This is a genomic window from Fructobacillus sp. ESL1096, from assembly GCF_058511985.1.
Window position 1 is genome coordinate 1,044,816 of record NZ_CP196400.1, and the last position, 17,545, is coordinate 1,062,360.

14 protein-coding genes and 1 tRNA gene are annotated in these 17,545 nt (G+C 44.5%); 10 read left to right on the forward strand and 5 right to left on the reverse strand.

Annotated features, from left to right (window positions below; translation table 11 throughout):
- The first annotated feature begins 15 nt into the window (after positions 1 to 15).
- Positions 16 to 2,055, forward strand: a complete 2,040-nt coding sequence (locus tag ACSYSR_RS05195; protein ID WP_489816527.1) for a peptidoglycan D,D-transpeptidase FtsI family protein — start codon at positions 16 to 18, stop codon at positions 2,053 to 2,055.
- Between the two features lie 80 nt (positions 2,056 to 2,135).
- On the opposite strand, the gene ACSYSR_RS05200 is transcribed toward ACSYSR_RS05195, so the two are convergent.
- The gene (locus ACSYSR_RS05200; RefSeq protein WP_252773606.1) at positions 2,136 to 2,540 is read right to left on the reverse strand and encodes a Fur family transcriptional regulator; all 405 of its coding nucleotides are present in this window, start codon (positions 2,538 to 2,540) and stop codon (positions 2,136 to 2,138) included.
- A 256-nt stretch (positions 2,541 to 2,796) separates the two neighbouring features.
- On the opposite strand from ACSYSR_RS05200, the gene ACSYSR_RS05205 reads away from it, so the two are divergent.
- From ACSYSR_RS05205 to ACSYSR_RS05225, 5 genes are all read left to right on the forward strand, one after another.
- On the forward strand, positions 2,797 to 3,471 hold the full coding sequence (locus ACSYSR_RS05205) for a VIT1/CCC1 transporter family protein (protein ID WP_252773607.1): 675 nt from the start codon (positions 2,797 to 2,799) through the stop codon (positions 3,469 to 3,471).
- A 14-nt stretch (positions 3,472 to 3,485) separates the two neighbouring features.
- Positions 3,486 to 4,202: a VIT1/CCC1 transporter family protein gene (locus ACSYSR_RS05210; protein WP_252773608.1), complete on the forward strand. Its 717-nt coding sequence runs from the start codon at positions 3,486 to 3,488 to the stop codon at positions 4,200 to 4,202.
- 122 nt (positions 4,203 to 4,324) lie between these two features.
- Complete coding sequence (locus ACSYSR_RS05215) at positions 4,325 to 5,692, forward strand: FAD-dependent oxidoreductase (RefSeq protein WP_420842361.1); 1,368 nt, start codon at positions 4,325 to 4,327, stop codon at positions 5,690 to 5,692.
- Between the two features lie 81 nt (positions 5,693 to 5,773).
- The gene (locus ACSYSR_RS05220; RefSeq protein WP_252773610.1) at positions 5,774 to 6,637 is read left to right on the forward strand and encodes a YihY/virulence factor BrkB family protein; all 864 of its coding nucleotides are present in this window, start codon (positions 5,774 to 5,776) and stop codon (positions 6,635 to 6,637) included.
- Positions 6,630 to 7,223 carry a DUF1054 family protein gene (locus ACSYSR_RS05225; protein ID WP_252773611.1) on the forward strand — a complete coding sequence of 198 codons (594 nt, stop codon included), beginning with the start codon at positions 6,630 to 6,632 and terminating at the stop codon, positions 7,221 to 7,223. The genes ACSYSR_RS05220 and ACSYSR_RS05225 overlap by 8 nt, the downstream gene beginning before the upstream one ends.
- Positions 7,224 to 7,311: 88 nt before the next feature.
- On the opposite strand, the gene ACSYSR_RS05230 is transcribed toward ACSYSR_RS05225, so the two are convergent.
- On the reverse strand, positions 7,312 to 9,384 hold the full coding sequence (locus ACSYSR_RS05230) for a cation:proton antiporter (RefSeq protein WP_489815922.1): 2,073 nt from the start codon (positions 9,382 to 9,384) through the stop codon (positions 7,312 to 7,314).
- 190 nt (positions 9,385 to 9,574) lie between these two features.
- Between ACSYSR_RS05230 and ACSYSR_RS05235 the strand changes: the two genes are divergently transcribed.
- Positions 9,575 to 12,127 carry a M1 family metallopeptidase gene (locus tag ACSYSR_RS05235; protein ID WP_489815921.1) on the forward strand — a complete coding sequence of 851 codons (2,553 nt, stop codon included), beginning with the start codon at positions 9,575 to 9,577 and terminating at the stop codon, positions 12,125 to 12,127.
- A 357-nt stretch (positions 12,128 to 12,484) separates the two neighbouring features.
- Here ACSYSR_RS05235 and ACSYSR_RS05240 read toward each other — a convergent pair whose 3' ends face one another.
- Positions 12,485 to 13,831 (reverse strand): HD domain-containing protein, encoded by a 1,347-nt coding sequence (locus tag ACSYSR_RS05240; protein ID WP_252773614.1) that lies wholly within the window; start codon positions 13,829 to 13,831, stop codon positions 12,485 to 12,487.
- Between the two features lie 81 nt (positions 13,832 to 13,912).
- On the opposite strand from ACSYSR_RS05240, the gene ACSYSR_RS05245 reads away from it, so the two are divergent.
- From ACSYSR_RS05245 to ACSYSR_RS05255, 3 genes are all read left to right on the forward strand, one after another.
- On the forward strand, positions 13,913 to 14,353 hold the full coding sequence (locus ACSYSR_RS05245; protein ID WP_489815920.1) for a YwiB family protein: 441 nt from the start codon (positions 13,913 to 13,915) through the stop codon (positions 14,351 to 14,353).
- A 25-nt stretch (positions 14,354 to 14,378) separates the two neighbouring features.
- On the forward strand, positions 14,379 to 14,939 hold the full coding sequence (rpoE, locus tag ACSYSR_RS05250) for a DNA-directed RNA polymerase subunit delta (RefSeq protein WP_489815919.1): 561 nt from the start codon (positions 14,379 to 14,381) through the stop codon (positions 14,937 to 14,939).
- An 83-nt stretch (positions 14,940 to 15,022) separates the two neighbouring features.
- Positions 15,023 to 15,096, forward strand: a tRNA-Lys gene (locus ACSYSR_RS05255).
- Between the two features lie 148 nt (positions 15,097 to 15,244).
- On the opposite strand, the gene nadE is transcribed toward ACSYSR_RS05255, so the two are convergent.
- Both nadE and ACSYSR_RS05265 read right to left on the reverse strand, forming a co-directional pair.
- On the reverse strand, positions 15,245 to 16,066 hold the full coding sequence (gene nadE, locus ACSYSR_RS05260; RefSeq protein WP_489815918.1) for an NAD(+) synthase: 822 nt from the start codon (positions 16,064 to 16,066) through the stop codon (positions 15,245 to 15,247).
- Positions 16,063 to 17,505, reverse strand: a complete 1,443-nt coding sequence (locus tag ACSYSR_RS05265; RefSeq protein ID WP_489815917.1) for a nicotinate phosphoribosyltransferase — start codon at positions 17,503 to 17,505, stop codon at positions 16,063 to 16,065. Before ACSYSR_RS05265 ends, nadE begins: the two co-directional genes overlap by 4 nt.
- Positions 17,506 to 17,545: the final 40 nt, after the last annotated feature.

The window sequence follows — 17,545 nt, forward strand, 5'->3', positions numbered from 1 at the left end:
ATGGAAAGAATTCAAATGAAGCGCAATCCTTACCTTGAAGACCGTGATAAAAATGATGCTCGAGCAAACTTGCCGTCCCGGCTAAAGTTACTTTTAGGCGTCGTCATTGCTTTAACATTGGCATTGATTATTCAATTGGCCTTTTTGACAATCAAACAGGGGCCAGCCTTTGAAACAGAGGTGAGCAAGTCTGATGAAACAGTTGAATTAGGCAGTGCTCAGCGTGGCCTGATATATGATAGTACCGGAAAAGTCATTACCGGCAATAAACCCGAGGCAGCTATTACCTATACGAGAGGTAAATTAACGACTTCGACCCAGATTGCTAAGATTGCCAAGACGCTATCAAAGTATATTTCAATCGATACTAGTCGTTTAAGTGACCGGGCGAAGGCTGATTACTACCTCGCGACAAACCCAACACAAGCGACAAAGATTCAAACGAAGTTACAAAAGCAATATGGGAAGACTGCTGATAGTTGGTCGTCTACTCAATTAAGTACTTACCAAGCTCAGTACGTGATGAATCATAATCTGGACAAGGATATTGATGCCAATCAGGCAATGATTTTCCAAAAGATGTCAGGAGCCTATGCGCTATCGACAACTTATATCCAAGAATCAGGTGTTTCTGATAAGGCTCAGGCTGAAATTGGCGAACGGTTGTCCGATATGCCTGGTATCAAGATTGGTGAGTCTTTCTCTCGTGATTATCCTGAAGGTAATGATTTCGAACCAATGGTTGGTACGGTAACCAATGAATCGACTGGTTTGCCGGAAGACAGGTTGCACATACTATTGGCACAGGGTTATTCACAAAATGAACCAGTTGGTAGCTTTGCTCTTGAGAAGCAGTATGAATCGTTATTGAAGGGCTCACCGTCGCAAACGGTCATTTCGACGATGAATGGTGTCAAGAGTTCTGATATTAAGTACGAGGGGCAGGCTGGTGACTCTTTGAAGTTGACGATTAACTCTGCCTTTCAAAAGAAAGTACAACAAATTTTGGAAGATAATTTACCTGGTGGTGATGTGCAGGGGGCTTATGCGACTGTTATTAATCCCTATACTGGCGCAATTTATGCCATGGGTGGGGTTAGTCGTGATAGTAAAACTGGAACGAAGACGGCTAATCCGTTAGGAAACATTAATGCTGCCATCGTCATGGGGTCTGTTGTGAAGCCAGCCATTCTAGCCACTGGTTTCCAAAAGGGTGTGGTCACACCAACAAACAATACGATGTATGATCAGGCAATTAAGATTCAAGGAACGCCAAACATTACTTCGTACTGGAACCAGGGCGGTAGTCCGGTTGCCGTTGATGCACCAATGGCCTTGGAGCGGTCTTCGAACACCTATTTCGTTCAATTAGGAATGAAAATTGGTGGCCAGACTTATTCTCCCGGTGAACAGTTGAAGCTTCGTTCGGATGCTTTCCAAACGTTGCGCAATGGTTTGGCACAGTTTGGCTTAGGGACAAAGACTGGGATTGATATTGATGGCGAAACAGCCGGTTATCGTGGACCGACAAGTGGTGCTAATATTGGAAAATATTTGTACGAATCATTCGGGCAGTACGATTCCTACACGACAATGCAATTGGCCCGTTACGTTTCGGTCATCGCCAATGGTGGCTACTTAGTTCAGCCACACTTGGTTGGCTCGGTCTTGCAAAGTGATGTTTCGGGTAAGAACCAAAAGACCGTTTGGACGGCGCAGCCACAACTTCAAGGTCAAGTTTCTTTGACGACTGACCAGTGGAACGTCATTAAGAATGGAATGTACCGAGTGGCCAACGGTTCGGATCCGCATAACACGGGCTCTAGTTTGCACGGCTTGTCGCCAGAGGTCTATGCTAAGACCGGAACTGCTGAAACAACGACCAATGGTCATTCAACTTATACTGAATCAATGGTGGCTTATGTTCCTGGTCAACCATTTGCTATGTCTTTGGCTATTCCAGGATTGAATTCCTATCTGGATGGAACGAATGGTCGTATCTCAAAGGAAATTATTAATGCCTTCTGGGATACTGTCATGAATAAGCCAAGTTAAAATGACTTAAAAGACAAGCGGCATCAAAAAAACCAGTACTGAAATTTTTCAGTACTGGTTTTTTGTGTTGCAATTGTTAATTAGTCGTTTACATTTGGTTTGACGCCATACAAGTCAATTCGATACTCAGTAATTTTTAAACCGGTTGCAGCTTGGGCAGCCTTGATCAAGGGCGCAGGGTCAAAGTTAGCTGCATCGATAATCTCGTTAGTCTGCGTATTAATGACGTGATAATGGGGATGAGAAGCGGCATCATAGTGACGCTTACCATCTGAAATTCCCTCAATCACGACGACTAATTTAGCATTAACAAATTTCTCTAAAGTATTATAAACAGTTGCTAGAGAAATATCTGGTAAATCATTATGAATCATTTCCGCCGTAGGGTGGGTATCGTGACTCATCATGTACTCTAGTAAGGTCAACCGTTGATTAGTTGCCTTAAGTTTGTGTTCTTGTAAAACGGATTTCAGCTGATCAAGCATATTTTCCCCTCCTAATGTATCGAATACATTACGATTATAACATGTGCTTAGAACAATTCAAAGACTTCTTGTCAAATATTTTAAAATTTGTAGTTATTTGCCAGAATTATTCTTAACTAATTATATAAATAAGAATAAAGTGGACATTAATGACTTAGAAAAGATACTTATTTGAACTGATAGATATGCTTGACAAACGAAAACGGAGCTGATAAACTATATTAGAACCATTCTTAATTAAGGAGGATTATTGAGAATGAAAAAGAAATCATTAATGGCCCAAAACAACTTGGTTCGTGCGGGCGTCATGGGAGGCAATGATGGGATTTTATCGGTTGCCGGGATCATTATTGGTGTTGCCGGTGCGGGCCAGAGCTTAACGGCCGTAATGCTATCTGGTTTTGCCGGAACGCTAGCCGGTATGGTCTCGATGGCGATGGGGGAGTATGTCTCGGTTGAATCGTCCAGGGATGCTCAGGATCGGGCTCGAAAAGAAGAATCGAAGGTTTTAGACCAAGATTACGACAAAGAATTTAATTTTGTCAAAGACAAGTATCAAGCTGATGGCATTTCAGCTCAGATGGCTTTGCAGGCGACAAAAGAAATGATGGCAAAGGATCCTTTAGAAACAATGGTGCGTGAACGCTTTGGTTTTTCGTTAAATTCCAAGGTTTCTGCGGGTGGTGCTGCTATCGTCTCTTTTTTCGCCTTCCCAACCGGAGCAGCCTTTCCAATGACATTGATGGGCTTAGCAAAACCAGAGTGGCGGATTGCAGCGACCTTTTTAGCAGTCTTAGTGGCATTATTAATTACGGGTTATTTAGCTGCCGTGATTAATGGTGCTAACCGCATGCGAGGCGCCCTAAGGAACCTTGTCGCGGGAATATTAACGATGGCTGTGACGTTAGCAATCGGTTCACTCTTTCGCTAATGGAGGAGAAAAAGATGAAAAATGTTTGCAGTAGAGTTACTGATCGTTTTGAGAAAAAAAAGAACGGTCAAACCATGGAAGAGCGGCTAAATGCGATTCGAGCCGGAATCCTCGGTTCAAACGACGGCATCTTAACCGTTGTTGGGGTTGTTTTCTCAGTTGCGGCAGCGACAACCAACCGGCTGGTCATCGTCATTGCCGCCTTGTCGGACTTACTGGCCTGTGCCTTATCAATGGGATCGGGTGAGTTTGCAGCCGTTTCCTCGCAGTCTGATAGTGAGCGGGTTGCCGTTGATCGTGAACGTGTGGCGCTAAAAGAAGACTTTGATGAACAGTTGACAATAGTTCAAGCCTATTATGAAGACCGGGGTGTGACAACCGTAACAGCCAAGGCCATTGCGATTGAATTGTTAGCACAAAAACCATTAGAAACGATTTTATCCGTTAAATATGATATGACCCTTGGTCATTACGTTTCACCAATTGAGGCCTCTTTTGCTTCAACATTCTCGGCAGCTCTTGGTGGTGCCTTACCATTGCTGGCGTTACTCTTATCACCAATGAAGTATCAATATATTGCAGCAATTTTGGCAACGGTAATGGCGGTTTCTTTGACCGGTCTTATTTCGGCTCTCTTATCGAAGGGAATGGTGAAACGAGCGATTATCAGAAATATTTGGATTGGGCTTTTAACGATTGTGATTCACTTTAGCATTGGTCAGCTATTTTAAAACAAGGGGTCCTAAAAATGGTCTAACTGAAATTTTTTAAAAAAGTCTTGGCTTCACGCTGAAAAAATTTTATAATGTATGTGAAGTTTTGTTATAGCAAATTGATGTTATTTTAACGGAGGATGAAAATGAAAGTTGTTGTTGTTGGTGCCTCTCATGGTGGTCATGAAGCCGCACATGAAGCTTTAACTAGGTACCCAGATGCACAAGTTACTGTTTATGAAGCAGGCGACTTTGTGTCCTTTATGTCTTGTGGAATGGAATTATTCTTAGAAGACAAGGTGACAAACCGTGATGATGTTCGCAACTTTAAGCCGGCTGATTTGGAAAAGTTTGGTGGCAAAGTTTTGACGCAACATGAAGTGACTGGGATTGATACGGATGCTAAGAAGGTAACCGTTAAGAACTGGGCGACCGGTGAAGTTTTGGAAGACTCATATGATAAGTTGATTTTGTCTTCTGGTGTAATGCCAGCGACAATCCCAGTACCTGGTGCTGATTTGGATAATGTTTATCTGATGCGTGGTCGTGATTGGGCAACTAAGATTTACGATAAGTTGCACGATGATGCTGTTTCTTCCGTTGTTGTCGTTGGAACTGGTTACATTGGAATCGAAGCTGCTGAAGTCTTTGCGAAGGCAGGCAAGCAGGTCACAGTCATTGACTTGATTGACCGCCCATTGGGGAATTACCTTGATGCTGAATTAGCTGAAAAGGTCCGGGTTGAATTGGAAAAGAATGGAGTGAACTTGCACCTCGGTCATACGGTTGCTGCTTTTGAGGGCGATGGTACGTTGGCCAAGGTCAAGGACGATGCCGGTCAAGTGTTTGATGCTGATTTGGCAATTGTTGCGGCTGGGGTGAAGCCAAATACGAAGTACTTGCAAGGAACAATCGACTTAGACCAACGTGGTTGGATTAAGACGGATCCATACTTGCGAACTTCTGCCGAGGATGTCTACGCGATTGGTGATGCAATCTTGCCACTCTTTGCTCCAGCTGGCCAGCCAGCACCGATTGCTTTGGCTTCAACTGCTCGTCGCGAAGCACGCTATGTAATCGAAACGATGACGATGGATAAGCCTGCTCGTTCATTTGCTGGTGTTAATGGTTCATCCGCTTTGCCAGTCTTTGATTACAACCTGGCAACAACCGGTGTGAACGCCAATAATGCCGCTAAGATGAACTTAGAAATTGCTTCCTCATTGTATGAAGCGACCATCCGACCTGAATTCGTCAAGGAAGGGAACCCAGAAATTAGTGTTAAGCTGATTTTCAACCCTAAGACGCATGCGATTTTGGGTGGCCAGGTCTTGTCAAAGGCCGAAGTTACCGCCCATGCGAACACGATTGCCTTAGCAATTAAGGGCAAGATGACCTTGGAAGACTTGGCCGAAGCCGACTTCTTCTTCCAGCCTGGTTATGACCGTCAATGGTCTGTCTTAAACTTGGCAGCCCAGACTGCTTTGGGTCAAATTCCATCTGTTTAACTTTAAAATTAGCTTTTTTCAACTTAAAAAGACCTCAAACTGTGAGGTCTTTTTGCTTGTAATTATGGCATAATAGGATTTATGAAAAAACGTTTTAAAAAAATCTGGGCTTATCTGGACCACCGTTTTCGGGCTGATGCTCTGGTGACTTATTTTACTCGTGCACAGTTAACGTTAGTTGGGCCAACTTTTGCCTACTATGTGGTTTTGACACTGATTCCACTGTTGATCATGTTCGTGTTGACAATTGCGGCATTGAATTTGAAAACAGAGCATGTAGTGGTTGTTTTGGCACAGATGTTGCCTTCTTCGATTGCTAACTTTTTAACACCAATTGTGAATTCGGTTGCCCATACTAATACAAAATCTTATCTTTCTTTTTCACTAATTTTTATTGCTTGGTCGCTATCACAAGTTTTGGCCGTTTTGCGCAGTACCTTCAACAAAATTGCTGATAAGGAAGAAGTGGGGTTACCAATTCTTTCAAGACTTTGGGCCTTTCTATGGTTAATCGTCATGTTGGTAACCGTTGCCGCCATCATTTTGATTGGGAATATTACGGCATTGCTGATTAACCATTGGACCGGGATTGTGATTGCCTCACCAACTCGCTGGCTGGTCATTATTGGCTTGTGGATTTTTTTGATTTGGGTAAACTACCGCTTACCGGTAAAGGCTGCCCGTCCGTCCTTTTTAGCAGTGATAGTGGGGACATTGATTGATCTATCGTTATTAATGCTCTTAAACCGCGTTTTTGTTTGGTTTGCTGATATCCAGTTCCATCGATCCGGTGTATACCAGTCCTTGGCGTCGATTGCTGTTTTCTTGATTTGGTTGGACCTTTTGGCAACGATTTTGGTCGTGGGCTTTATTCTAATGACATGGTTAACGGAATTCCCGTTCTTTAGTAAGGACGATCAGGAGAAGGAGAAAGAAAATGTTTAACCAACAGGATTTTCTTGTTTTTGCCGATCCAACTTTGGATGGACGGATGGATAAAATTCGCGCAATTATTGATCCGAAGTTCGAGGACTTTGCCGATTTGGCATTACCAATTTTAAAAGAAGATGGTCAGGAGTGGTATGCACACGTCGCCAAGCATAAAATGCGTAAGACCAATGCACCAGATAATACCTGGGTGGCCTTTGCCCCGAATAAGCGGGGCTATAAGATGATGCCCCATTTCGAGTTGGGTTTGTGGGCGGATAACTTGTATCTTTACCTGGCCGTTGAGGAAAATATGAAGCCCAAGGATTTGGCTAACATTTTGCCAAAGCTGCGGACGGTGGTGGACCAAGTGACTCAGCTACCAAGAGAGTATTGCCTATCATTAAACCATATGGTAAATGAAAATCAGGAATTGGCCAGCTATTCGAATGCGGTGGATCGCTATGAAAAGGTTAAGGCGGCTGAGATTTTGGTTGGCTTGAAGGTACCGGCTGATTCGCCATTAATGGGCCAGGAGAAGCTAACAGAGACCTTGATTCATGCCCTAAAGACGCTGCTACCAATTTACGAAAAATTGCGCTAAGGGCCAAGTAGGGCAATTAGAAGAATAAAAAAACCAGGCGTTTTGCTTTATTGCAAAGTACCTGGTTTTTTATGTGCGATGCTTAGTCTTAATTAGCAGTGAAGTCCATCAATTGGAGAGTCTGGGCTTGATTAATTTCGTGATAAAGTTGGTCACCAAGGGCTGGTGAAATTGCTTTTTTCTCCAATTCGCTAGTGACAAAACGGTATTCATGTCCGAATGCGTGAATGTAAGCTTCGGCAGGCACTGTGACATTAACGTGTTGATAATCATGCGCAACCAAATCAAAGAAGCGATCTAAGAGGGTCCTGACCTGGTCGATATTGCCGGTTTCTTGGCCAGCAATCATTTGTTCTGCCAAGTGCTTGGCGAGCAGCTGGTCAGCATAACTTTGGGTATCAGCGTTTAAGGCCCAAACAGCGTGACGGTTATCACGGAAATTAGCCATCATTCGTTGCTGTTTGGGACGTGCTTTAAGGTGCTCTTGCTGATAACGAGCACGTTGTTTACGGGTAAAGGTACGAGTCTTTATGTGGAACCGGAGTTCCCCTTGCAACCGTCGGAGTTTACGGACCAAGTGCATCAATGGATGCCGCTTGGTAGCTGGGTTAATCAGGCCACGTTGAATAATCTTAGAATAGATGGCAATCGTGTTCTCAGCAAAGTTCTGTTGAACGTGATCGGAATCCAAATAGTCGTTCAATTCATCGAAGACAGCGTTCATGAGTGGCAGGACGGCCGTCGTAAAATCAGCTTGAGCCAATCGACGACCATTGGTAAACTTTTGCGTTTGCAAGGTTTGACTGAGCGCTTTTTTAATGGCGTGTTTTGCTGAGGACTGTTCGACAGCAATAATGGCCGTGTCAATCATTTGCTTGCGGACGCGATCGAGATCCTCCGGGCTAAACTCTGCCGTTTCTGGTTTCAGCAAAAGGGGCAGAGACACGCTGGCAACAGCAAGGGAAAGCAAAATCACGAGGGTGGCCACAATTTGAATTTCATCTAAGAAAGGCAGGGGGCGACCATTGATTTTGGTTGGTAATGACATTGCCAAGGCCAAGGTAACGGCCCCGTGGACGCCAGAAAGGCCAAAGAGACGGGCGCGAATTCGACGGTTTTTTGTATGTTTTTTACCAAAGAACTCGGTTAGGTTTTGATCACTTTGGAGTGTCACCCAAAGAAAGCGACCTAAAAACATCGCCAGGTAGATGGCTGCAGCCAGGGCAAGCAAAATCAGTGAGCCGATCCAGCCAAAGTGGGTCATCGTTTTGAAAATGGCTGGTAGTGCTAGACCTAAAATTACAAAGACGATCCCGTTCAAAACGGTTGTTGTGGTCTGCCAAATGGTAGCGGTCACGATTTGACTTTCGGTGGCGATGAGCTGCAGTTTTGAATGTTCCCAGTTATGCACTAAGCCGGCCGCAACGACGGCTAAAATACCGGAAGTGCCAAGGTGCTCAGCGACAATATAAATAACAAAGGGAGTTAAGAGGTTTAAGGGAATGGTTGTTGCCTGAGCAGAAGTTGCGTGGAAGTTTAAATACATCCGTAACCCAACTACTAATAAAGAAAGGATAGCGCCAACTAACAGGCCTCCTAAGGATACAAAAAGAAAATAGCCGATACCTGTCATCGGTGACAAAGACCCCTTAGTAAAGAATGAAAGGGCTAGGTCCAGTAAAACAATTCCGGTTGCATCATTAAAAAGCGACTCTAGTTCAAGTGACTTATTTAATCCCTTAGGCATGGTTAGGCCCTTGGTCATTGACTTAACGGCCACGGCATCCGTTGGGACAACGATCGCTGCCAAAGCAATCGTTAAGGCCAATGGCCACTTAGTGGGGAAGTTGGCGTTGACTAAGGCAACTAAGACCATCGTAAAAAGCGCCAATACGACTGACAGTTGGATAATGGTCTTGGCGTGTTTGCGGATGGTATTGTAAGGGTGGCTTTGTCCCTCTTGAAACATGATGGGAGCAATAATCAAGAATAAAAAGAACTCGGAATTGATTTGAAAGCCGTGAAAGGTTGGTAGGATGGAAAAAAGGGCACCGATTACAATTAAAATCAGTGCTTCTGGAATACGCTTGACAAAGGGTTGAACAATGTTAGCCGCAACAACGGCACCCACGAGCAAGGCGATAATCAATAAAATCGACATGGGCTTCTCTTTCTCATAAATGGATTGACCATTGAAAGGTCTTCTTCCTAATAATTATAGGGCTTTCCAGATTATGAGGCAAGCGTTCGCCTTTCCGCATTTGCTTACTATCTTTTATCTCATTTTTTAGTTATAATGGCATTGTTGTTAATTATATATTAATAAATTTTTAATAAAAGGTAGGTGCCTCATGGCTGCAATTCCACGTCTTTATGAAACATTCCAACCCAATCATTATGATTTGTTTTTGGATATCTCACGCGAAAATAAGTTGATTGTTGGAAAAACGACAATTACGGGTCACGTGACGACGACTGATTTAGCATTACATCAACACGACTTAGTGGTGGAGACATTAAAAGTCAACGGTCAAGCGGTTGACTTTACAATGGACAATGACCAAGATCAAGTGACTTTTAAGGCTGATCAACCTGGTGAAATTGAAGTTGAGGTTACTTACCATGCTCCCTTAACGGACAATATGAATGGAATTTATCCATCTTATTACAATGTTGATGGCCAAGCCAAGCAATTGGTTTCCACACAATTTGAAACTTACTTTGCCCGCCAGGCTTTTCCAAGCATCGATGAACCAGAAGCCAAGGCAACGTTCTCTTTGGCCATTAAGTTTGATGAAAAGCCAGAGGAATCAGTTATCTCAAACATGCCAGAGCAAAAGGTCGAAGAGGGCGTGCATTATTTTGACAAGACAGTCAAGATGTCTACCTACCTCCTAGGCTTTGCCTTGGGTGACTTGCAAAGCAAAAAGACCAAGACGAACTCTGGTGTTGAAATTGGGGTTTTTGCTACCAAGGCTCACCCTGCTGATAACTTGGACTTTGCACTTGACATTGCAAAGCGGTCAATCGAATTCTTCGAAGACTTCTATCAGACACCGTATCCATTGCCACATTCTTGGCAAGTGGCCTTGCCTGATTTTTCGGCTGGCGCCATGGAAAACTGGGGTGTTGTGACTTATCGTGAAGCTTGCTTGCTCGTTGATCCAAAGAATTCTTCGACGGCAACCAAGCAATATGTGGCGACCATCGTGGCTCATGAATTGGCTCACCAATGGTTTGGTGACTTGGTGACCATGAAGTGGTGGGATGAGTTGTGGCTGAATGAGTCCTTTGCCAATATGATGGAATACGTAGCGACAGACTTCTTGGAACCTGACTGGCATATCTGGGAATCCTTCAACGCTGTTGAAGTTCAAAAGGCGCTTCACCGTGATGCCATTTTGGGTGTTCAGCCCGTTCACGTCGAGGTACATCATCCAGAAGAAATCGATGCACTCTTTGACCCCGCCATTGTCTATGCCAAGGGTGGGCACTTGTTGGTCATGGTCCGTGCCTTGATTGGAGACGACGCCTTGCGCAATGGTTTGAAGCAATACTTTGCCAAGAAGAAGTACGGCAATGCAACTGGTGATGACCTCTGGGCCGCCTTGGGTGAGGCATCTGGCAAGAACATTGGTGCGATCATGCATTCTTGGTTGGAACAACCAGGTTATCCAGTTGTTTCTGTCAAGGTGGAAGATGGTCGCGTTAAGGTTAGCCAAAAGCCATTCTCAATTGGTGGTGACAAATCAGCTGTGCCAAATGCCGATAGCCGGATTTGGCAGGTACCGTTGGCTGCCTCTGCCGTCTCGGCACCAGATTTGTTGACGACTGAAACCATGGATTTAGGTGATTACGAAACACTGCAACGTGAAAGTGATGGCGCCTTTACATTGAACGTTGGCAATACTGGTCATTATATTGTGCAATACGATGACACACTTTTGGCCGAACAGGTGGCAAATTTGGAAACGGCCAACGCCATTTCGCAAGCCCAATTCTTGCAAAACAACTTGTTGTTGGCCCAAGCTGGTCAAGGCTCCTTTGCTGATTTGCTTTGGGTCTTGCCAAAGTTGGCAGACTCAACGTCTGAATTGGTTCAGTCACTGATTTATCAAGTAATTGCTCAGGTCAAAGCCTTTGCGACAGATGGTTCTGATTTGGAAAAGAACTTGCAGACCTTTGTCAATGACCTTTCAAAGCAGCAATTGATTCGTCTTGGCTTTGACAAACGTGCTGGTGAAAGTGTTGACGATGAAATGGTACGAGCTGAAGTCCTGTCAGCAGCCCTCTTTGCCAAAAATGCTGATTTGGTGGCTCATGATCACCAAGTCTTTGAAGAGGCTGGTGGGGATGTTACGAAGTTGCCTGCCAATGGTCGGGCAGTGATTTTGAAAAACGAAATCCAAAATTTCAACACGCAAGAAAAGTTCAACCAATTCTTGACGGACTACCAAAAGACGGCGGAAGCGGCCTTGAAGTCTGATTTGGAAGCCGCTTTGGTAACGAGCCAGGATGAAAGTCAGTTGGAAACCTTGGTTGCCAACTACCAGAATGCTGATGTGATCAAGCCACAAGACCTCCGTGGCTGGTTCCAAGGTATCTTGGGCAATGACAAGGGTCAAGCTTTGGCCTGGGACTGGGCAAAGAATAACTGGGACTGGTTGGAAGATCGCCTCGGTGGTGACATGTCCTTCTCATCTTACGTAACGGTGATTTCGCGGATTTTCAAGACAGCGGAAAACTTGGCCGAATTCAAGGACTTTTTCACGCCTAAGTTGGACCAGCCAGGTTTGGCTCGTGAAATCGTGATTGACCAAGCAGTGATTGAAAACCGGGTGAAGACGATTGCCGACCAGACAGCTGACGTTGACCGCGCTTTGGCCTTGTTGGCACAAAAGTAAGCCTTTAGGCACAAGCAAAATTTGCATAAAATAAAAAGTGTTGCCCTTTGATATGAACCCCGAAATTTAGAAAAAATTTCGGGGTTTTACTAGGTCCAAGTAATCAAAAAGACAAAATTACAAGTGGTTATCTTTAGTAAGGGTCGGATGATGGTGCCAAACAGACTACTCAAGAAGACAAAATGGATTAAGTGCAAAGAAAAAGGACTGTCACCAATCGAATAGCGGGTGTCAGTCCTCAGGTCACTCAATGATCTGCTTTGATTTTTGATTTCCAGCAGACCATTCATAGATAAAATGGGTTTGATTGTGTGGAAAATCTGTGGTAGACAGCAATTTTTTCACCGTCATTGCTTTTTAATGTTCACCAGGGATGAATGTATCATTTTTAATTAGTGAGCGAAAATTTTGGTGAACCTGGGAGAAGAGGTCGTCTGGGCCATTGTTGAGCATTTCCTTTGGGAAAAAGAAGCGTTGGTCCAAGGAAGCACGCCCCTTAATGGAGGCAACAAGGGCCGAGAGTTGTGATAACTCACGGTGGCTACCGTCGCTTAAGACAAGCTCGATTTGGGTCCGTGGTTTCTTCTCGCTTGGCTTATAATCATCGTAAGGAAGGTCATAGGCGTCATTTTGAGCGGTGTAGTAGTCTGGGTCGAAGCCGGCATCCTTAACGATTTGCTCGAGTTCAGCTAGATAGGGTGCCGACTGGTCGTTAATTTGGATGGACTTGAACGGCCGACGGTTTAAGAATCGAGATGAGAGGTCTGCTAAGATTTGGTCAGGATAGTCCTGCCAACCATTGATGGCCGTCATAAAGAGGTTGTCATCAAGGCGTAGGTACTCATCAATGGTTAAATCATGGTCGGGCTGAAAGACAGGCGCCAGCAAAGGACCAACCAAATCGCCAGTATTGTGTCCCTGTGAAAGAAGCTCTTTGACACGCCCTAAGAGATGTTCTAGGATAACTTCCATCCCCCGTGAAACCGGGTGGAAGTAGACTTGCAGATACATCTGGTAGCGGGAGACGATGTAGTCTTCGACAGCATGCATACCAGCAATATCGTAGACAATGCCGGTTTTGCAAGGCTTCATCGTGCGCATTATCCGGTCGATATCGAACTCACCGTAAGTTGCACCGGTGTAATAGGCGTCGCGGAGAAGGTAGTCCATTCGATCTACGTCTAATTGGCTGGAAATTAGTTGGACGATCTGTGGGTTTTCATAGGTTTTGGCAATCACTGAGGCGACTTTGTTGGGGAAATCAGGACTGTATGACTGCAAAATCCGATTAATCTCGGTGTCGCCAGTAATAATGTCCTGGGTCATCTGTTCATGGTTGGTGTGGAAAAGGTGCTCAAAAGTGTGTGAAAAGGCACCGTGGCCAACGTCATGTAAGAGAGCGGCGACGACCGTCAGCATCTGTTCCTCTGGGTTCCAAAGGCCGTCACCGGGTGTTTTGCTGCGATAGTATTCGTTAAAGTAATCGGTAATCCGTCGAGCTAGTTCGTAGGCACCGACTGAATGGCCGAAACGGTCATGGACGGCCCCGTGGAAAACAAAGGCAGTGACGCCAAGTTGTTCAACCCTGCGGAGTCGCTGAAACTCAGGCGTATTAATCAGGTCTAAGACTAATTGGTCTTGGATGTGAATGAATTTGTGAATTGGATCGCGGAGAACTTTTTCGTGTGCTAATTTTTCCGACATATTTGACCTTTCCCTTCGTACTTTTTCTTATTATAATAGACTTTAGCTGTTTGTGAAAATATTAGGAGCAATTTTAGCCAAATGAGCCAAAAAGAAGTACAAGTAAAAATTAGTCACCAGGTCTTTCAAGATGCAGGTGACGAGCGGTATGAAATTGAAACAACCGGTGTATTAACCATCAAGGGTGATAGTGTATACCTGGCCTACACCGAAAAGATTGACGATCAAGGTGAGACCAATGTCGTCTTTAAGTTTAGCGAAAATCAAATCAGCCTCAGCCGCCACAACGTGACGAAGACCCGGATGGTCTTCCGACCTGGTTTGGTTGAACACCAACCCTATCAAACAGTGGCAGGCATGATGCTGCTTTCAACCAATACCAGCCAGCTTGACTTTGCCTTTGATGAAGTTCAGCTAGCCGGGTCTTTAGATTTAGCCTATGCCTTGTCTGCCAATGATCAAGTGGTTGGTCAATACCAGGTTGCCTTGCAATTTGGGCCAAAATCCAGTATACTCAACTAGTTAGAAGCGCGAAAGGACGAGAGCCATGTCAAATTTAGAAAACGGTCAACTCAAGGAAGAGATGTCCTTGGTGGAAATCGCTACGGCCATTTTAGCAGAAGAAAAGAAGGCCATGGCCTTTACAGATTTAGTAACGGCCATCCAAAACTTTTTGGAAATCGATACGGATGCGTTCCAAAGTCGATTGTCACAATTTTATACGGACTTGAACACTGACGGTTCGTTTATTTCCTTGGGAAATAACGAATGGGCTCTGCGTTCATGGTATCCAGTCGATGCAATCGATGAATCAATTCACGAAATTGATGATGAAGAAGAAAAGCCAAAGAAGAAGAAGGCCTCTAAGAAGGTTAACGTCTTTGCTGATTCTGCATCAGCCGATGACGACGTGATTGACTATAACGATGATGATCCAGAAGACGATGACTTTGATGACCTTGAAGGTCACAATGCTAAGACTGGTGATGGCAATGATGCCGAAGATGACGACGATGCTGAAAAGGACGAAGCCATCGAAGATAACCTGACGGAATTAGCCGGTTCAGATGACTTGGATGACTTATCTGATGGGGATGAAGAGCAATAAAAAAAGTAAAAATATTTTTTAAAAGGTATTGCTTTTTTACTCTTGCTTCGGTAATATATATAAATGTGCTAAGGCACAGGATTGCTTCCGTAACTCAGTTGGTTAGAGTAGGGGATTTTTAATCCCAAGGTCCTCGGTTCGAATCCGAGCGGGAGCACTGAGTTAATCAGGCGACCTTGGGAGATTCCAAAGAAAAGCAAAACTTGAAAAAGTTTTGCTTTTTTTTTGCCGAAAAAAAACAGTATAAAAGGACTTCAGAATTTACCGTGTGGTAGAATCTGGAGTCCTTTTTTTGCTGTTAATGATTAATAAAACCAAGTGTCATAAATCGTAATTGGTTCATGTCGCTTTTGCTGGCTATTTAAGTAGAGTGATTCAATTTTTTCGGCATCACTAGTTGCAACCTGCTTGCCTTCCAAATAGTCGTCTATGGCCTTGTAAGCAACCCCTAGGGCAACTTCGTCTGGTAGTTGTGGCCGGTCGTCTTCTAAATCAGCTGTTGGTGTCTTTTCATACAAATGAGTCGGAGCTGAAAGAGCTTCAAGCAAGGACCGTCCTTGGCGCTTATTTAACCGCCAGAGGGGGTTGATATCCGTGCCACCATCACCGTACTTGGTGAAAAAGCCGGCAATGGCTTCGGCCGCATGATCGGTACCAATCACAACTGCCTGGTGTTCTCTGGCAACCGCATACTGAGCAATCATACGCATCTTGGGCTTAATTGAACCCCGGCTTAAGTCATCAACGACTAAACCAGCCGCGCGTAAAGATGTCACCATGGCATCGGTCGCTGATTTGATATTGGTTGTAATCGTCTGATCAGGATTGATGAAGGCAAGCGCTGCTTTTGCGTCGTCTTCATCTTGCTGCTGCCCGTAAGGCTGGCGGATGGCGATGAATTGATAATCTTCTTTTGTTTCTTCTCTTAGCTCGTCAATGGCCATTTGGCCTAATTTACCAGCCAATGTTGAATCCTGCCCACCAGAAACGGCCATGACCAATCCTTGATAGACACTATGGGTCAAATACTGCTTTAAGAAGTCAACCGACCGTCTTATTTCGGCCTGCGGATCGATCACGGGTTGTACGTGTAGTTCGGCGATAATTTTGGCTTGAAGAGGTCTCATGCTTTCATCTCCTTGATTTGTTGACGGATGGTTTGAATTAAGTCGTTTTTGGCATCGTAGAGGTCCTGTGCCAAATCAACTGGGTAGGTTTCCGGATTTAAGATGCGTTTGTACTCATCCCACAGATTATCCAGTGAGTTTTTGGCGTAGGCCTTAATTTCTTTGATAGTAGGCAGGTCGTAGACTAATTTTCCATTGACGAAAATGTCATGGAGAATAGGCGTTGCCTGAAAATCAGTGACCTCTTTGGAAAGAAGGGGATGGTTCGGATCAAACATGTGGAGTGTCTCGACTTGATTTGGATCCTGGCCAAAGAAGGTCAAATAATCACCTTCTGACTTGCCATCCTTCTTATCAGTAATCCGCCAAATTTGTTTTTTACCGGGCGTGGAAATTTTTTCGACGTTATTGGACAACTTAATGGTGTTTTGCCCATCGATGTTGACCATTTTGTAAACGGCACCAAGGGCTGGTTGGTCGTAGGCGGTAATCAGTTTCGTACCGATGCCCCAAACATCAATCTTGGCCCCCTGACTTTTCAAATTCAAGATGGTATTTTCGTCCAGGTCATTGGAGGCGTAAATTTTGGCATTGGGGAAGCCAGCTTCATCGAGCATTGTCCGAACCTTCTTTGATAGGTAGGCCATATCACCTGAATCAATCCGGACTCCTTGGAAGTTGATTTTGTCGCCAAATTCCTTGGCCACCTTGATGGCATTTGGCACGCCTGATTTTAAGGTGTCAAAGGTATCAACCAAGAAAACAACATCATGGTGGGTCTTCGCATAGGCAAGAAAACCTGCATAGTCACTTTGGTAGGCCTGAATCAAAGCGTGAGCATGCGTCCCTGAGATTGGAATCTGGAAAAGTTTGCCCGCCCTGACGTTTGAACTGGCATCAAAACCGCCAATATAAGCAGCTCGAGTTCCCCAGAGAGCAGCATCAAGCTCCTGGGCCCGTCTGGTTCCAAATTCAAGCAAGGGCTGACCATCGGTAACTGAAGCGATTCGGGCCGCTTTAGTTGAAATCAGTGTCTGGAAGTTGATGATGTTCAATAAGAGAGTTTCCAACAATTGGGCGTCCACTAACGGTCCATCGACTTGGATTAATGGTTCGTGGTTAAACATGACCTCGCCCTCGATAGCCGAGCGGATGGTCGCCGTTAACCGCCAATCCTTTAAATAGTGCAAAAAGTCCTCTTCATAGAGGTTTAAAGACCGTAAGTAATCAATATCAGCATCAGTAAAGTGAAGGTTTGTTAGCGCCTTAACGAGTCGTTCCAACCCAGTGAAAACAACGTAGCCGTTGTCAAAGGGCATCTTGCGGAAATAGGCTTCAAAGACCACTGGTTTTTGATCGATTTTGTCTTTCCAATAGGTGTAAATCATATTGATTTGGTATGCATCAGTATGCAATACCAGTGAATCGTCTGTGTACATAGTTCCGTCCTTTTTTCTCCTATTATACGCAGAATTGGTT

Coding starts and splice junctions, on each gene's coding strand:
- ACSYSR_RS05195 (WP_489816527.1), top strand. CDS start 16: ATGAAGCGCAATCCTTACCTTGAAGACCGTGATAAAAATGATGCTCGA.
- ACSYSR_RS05200 (WP_252773606.1), bottom strand. CDS start 2,540: ATGCTTGATCAGCTGAAATCCGTTTTACAAGAACACAAACTTAAGGCA.
- ACSYSR_RS05205 (WP_252773607.1), top strand. CDS start 2,797: ATGAAAAAGAAATCATTAATGGCCCAAAACAACTTGGTTCGTGCGGGC.
- ACSYSR_RS05210 (WP_252773608.1), top strand. CDS start 3,486: ATGAAAAATGTTTGCAGTAGAGTTACTGATCGTTTTGAGAAAAAAAAG.
- ACSYSR_RS05215 (WP_420842361.1), top strand. CDS start 4,325: ATGAAAATGAAAGTTGTTGTTGTTGGTGCCTCTCATGGTGGTCATGAA.
- ACSYSR_RS05220 (WP_252773610.1), top strand. CDS start 5,774: ATGAAAAAACGTTTTAAAAAAATCTGGGCTTATCTGGACCACCGTTTT.
- ACSYSR_RS05225 (WP_252773611.1), top strand. CDS start 6,630: ATGTTTAACCAACAGGATTTTCTTGTTTTTGCCGATCCAACTTTGGAT.
- ACSYSR_RS05230 (WP_489815922.1), bottom strand. CDS start 9,384: ATGTCGATTTTATTGATTATCGCCTTGCTCGTGGGTGCCGTTGTTGCG.
- ACSYSR_RS05235 (WP_489815921.1), top strand. CDS start 9,575: ATGGCTGCAATTCCACGTCTTTATGAAACATTCCAACCCAATCATTAT.
- ACSYSR_RS05240 (WP_252773614.1), bottom strand. CDS start 13,831: ATGTCGGAAAAATTAGCACACGAAAAAGTTCTCCGCGATCCAATTCAC.
- ACSYSR_RS05245 (WP_489815920.1), top strand. CDS start 13,913: ATGAGCCAAAAAGAAGTACAAGTAAAAATTAGTCACCAGGTCTTTCAA.
- rpoE (WP_489815919.1), top strand. CDS start 14,379: ATGTCAAATTTAGAAAACGGTCAACTCAAGGAAGAGATGTCCTTGGTG.
- nadE (WP_489815918.1), bottom strand. CDS start 16,066: ATGAGACCTCTTCAAGCCAAAATTATCGCCGAACTACACGTACAACCC.
- ACSYSR_RS05265 (WP_489815917.1), bottom strand. CDS start 17,505: ATGTACACAGACGATTCACTGGTATTGCATACTGATGCATACCAAATC.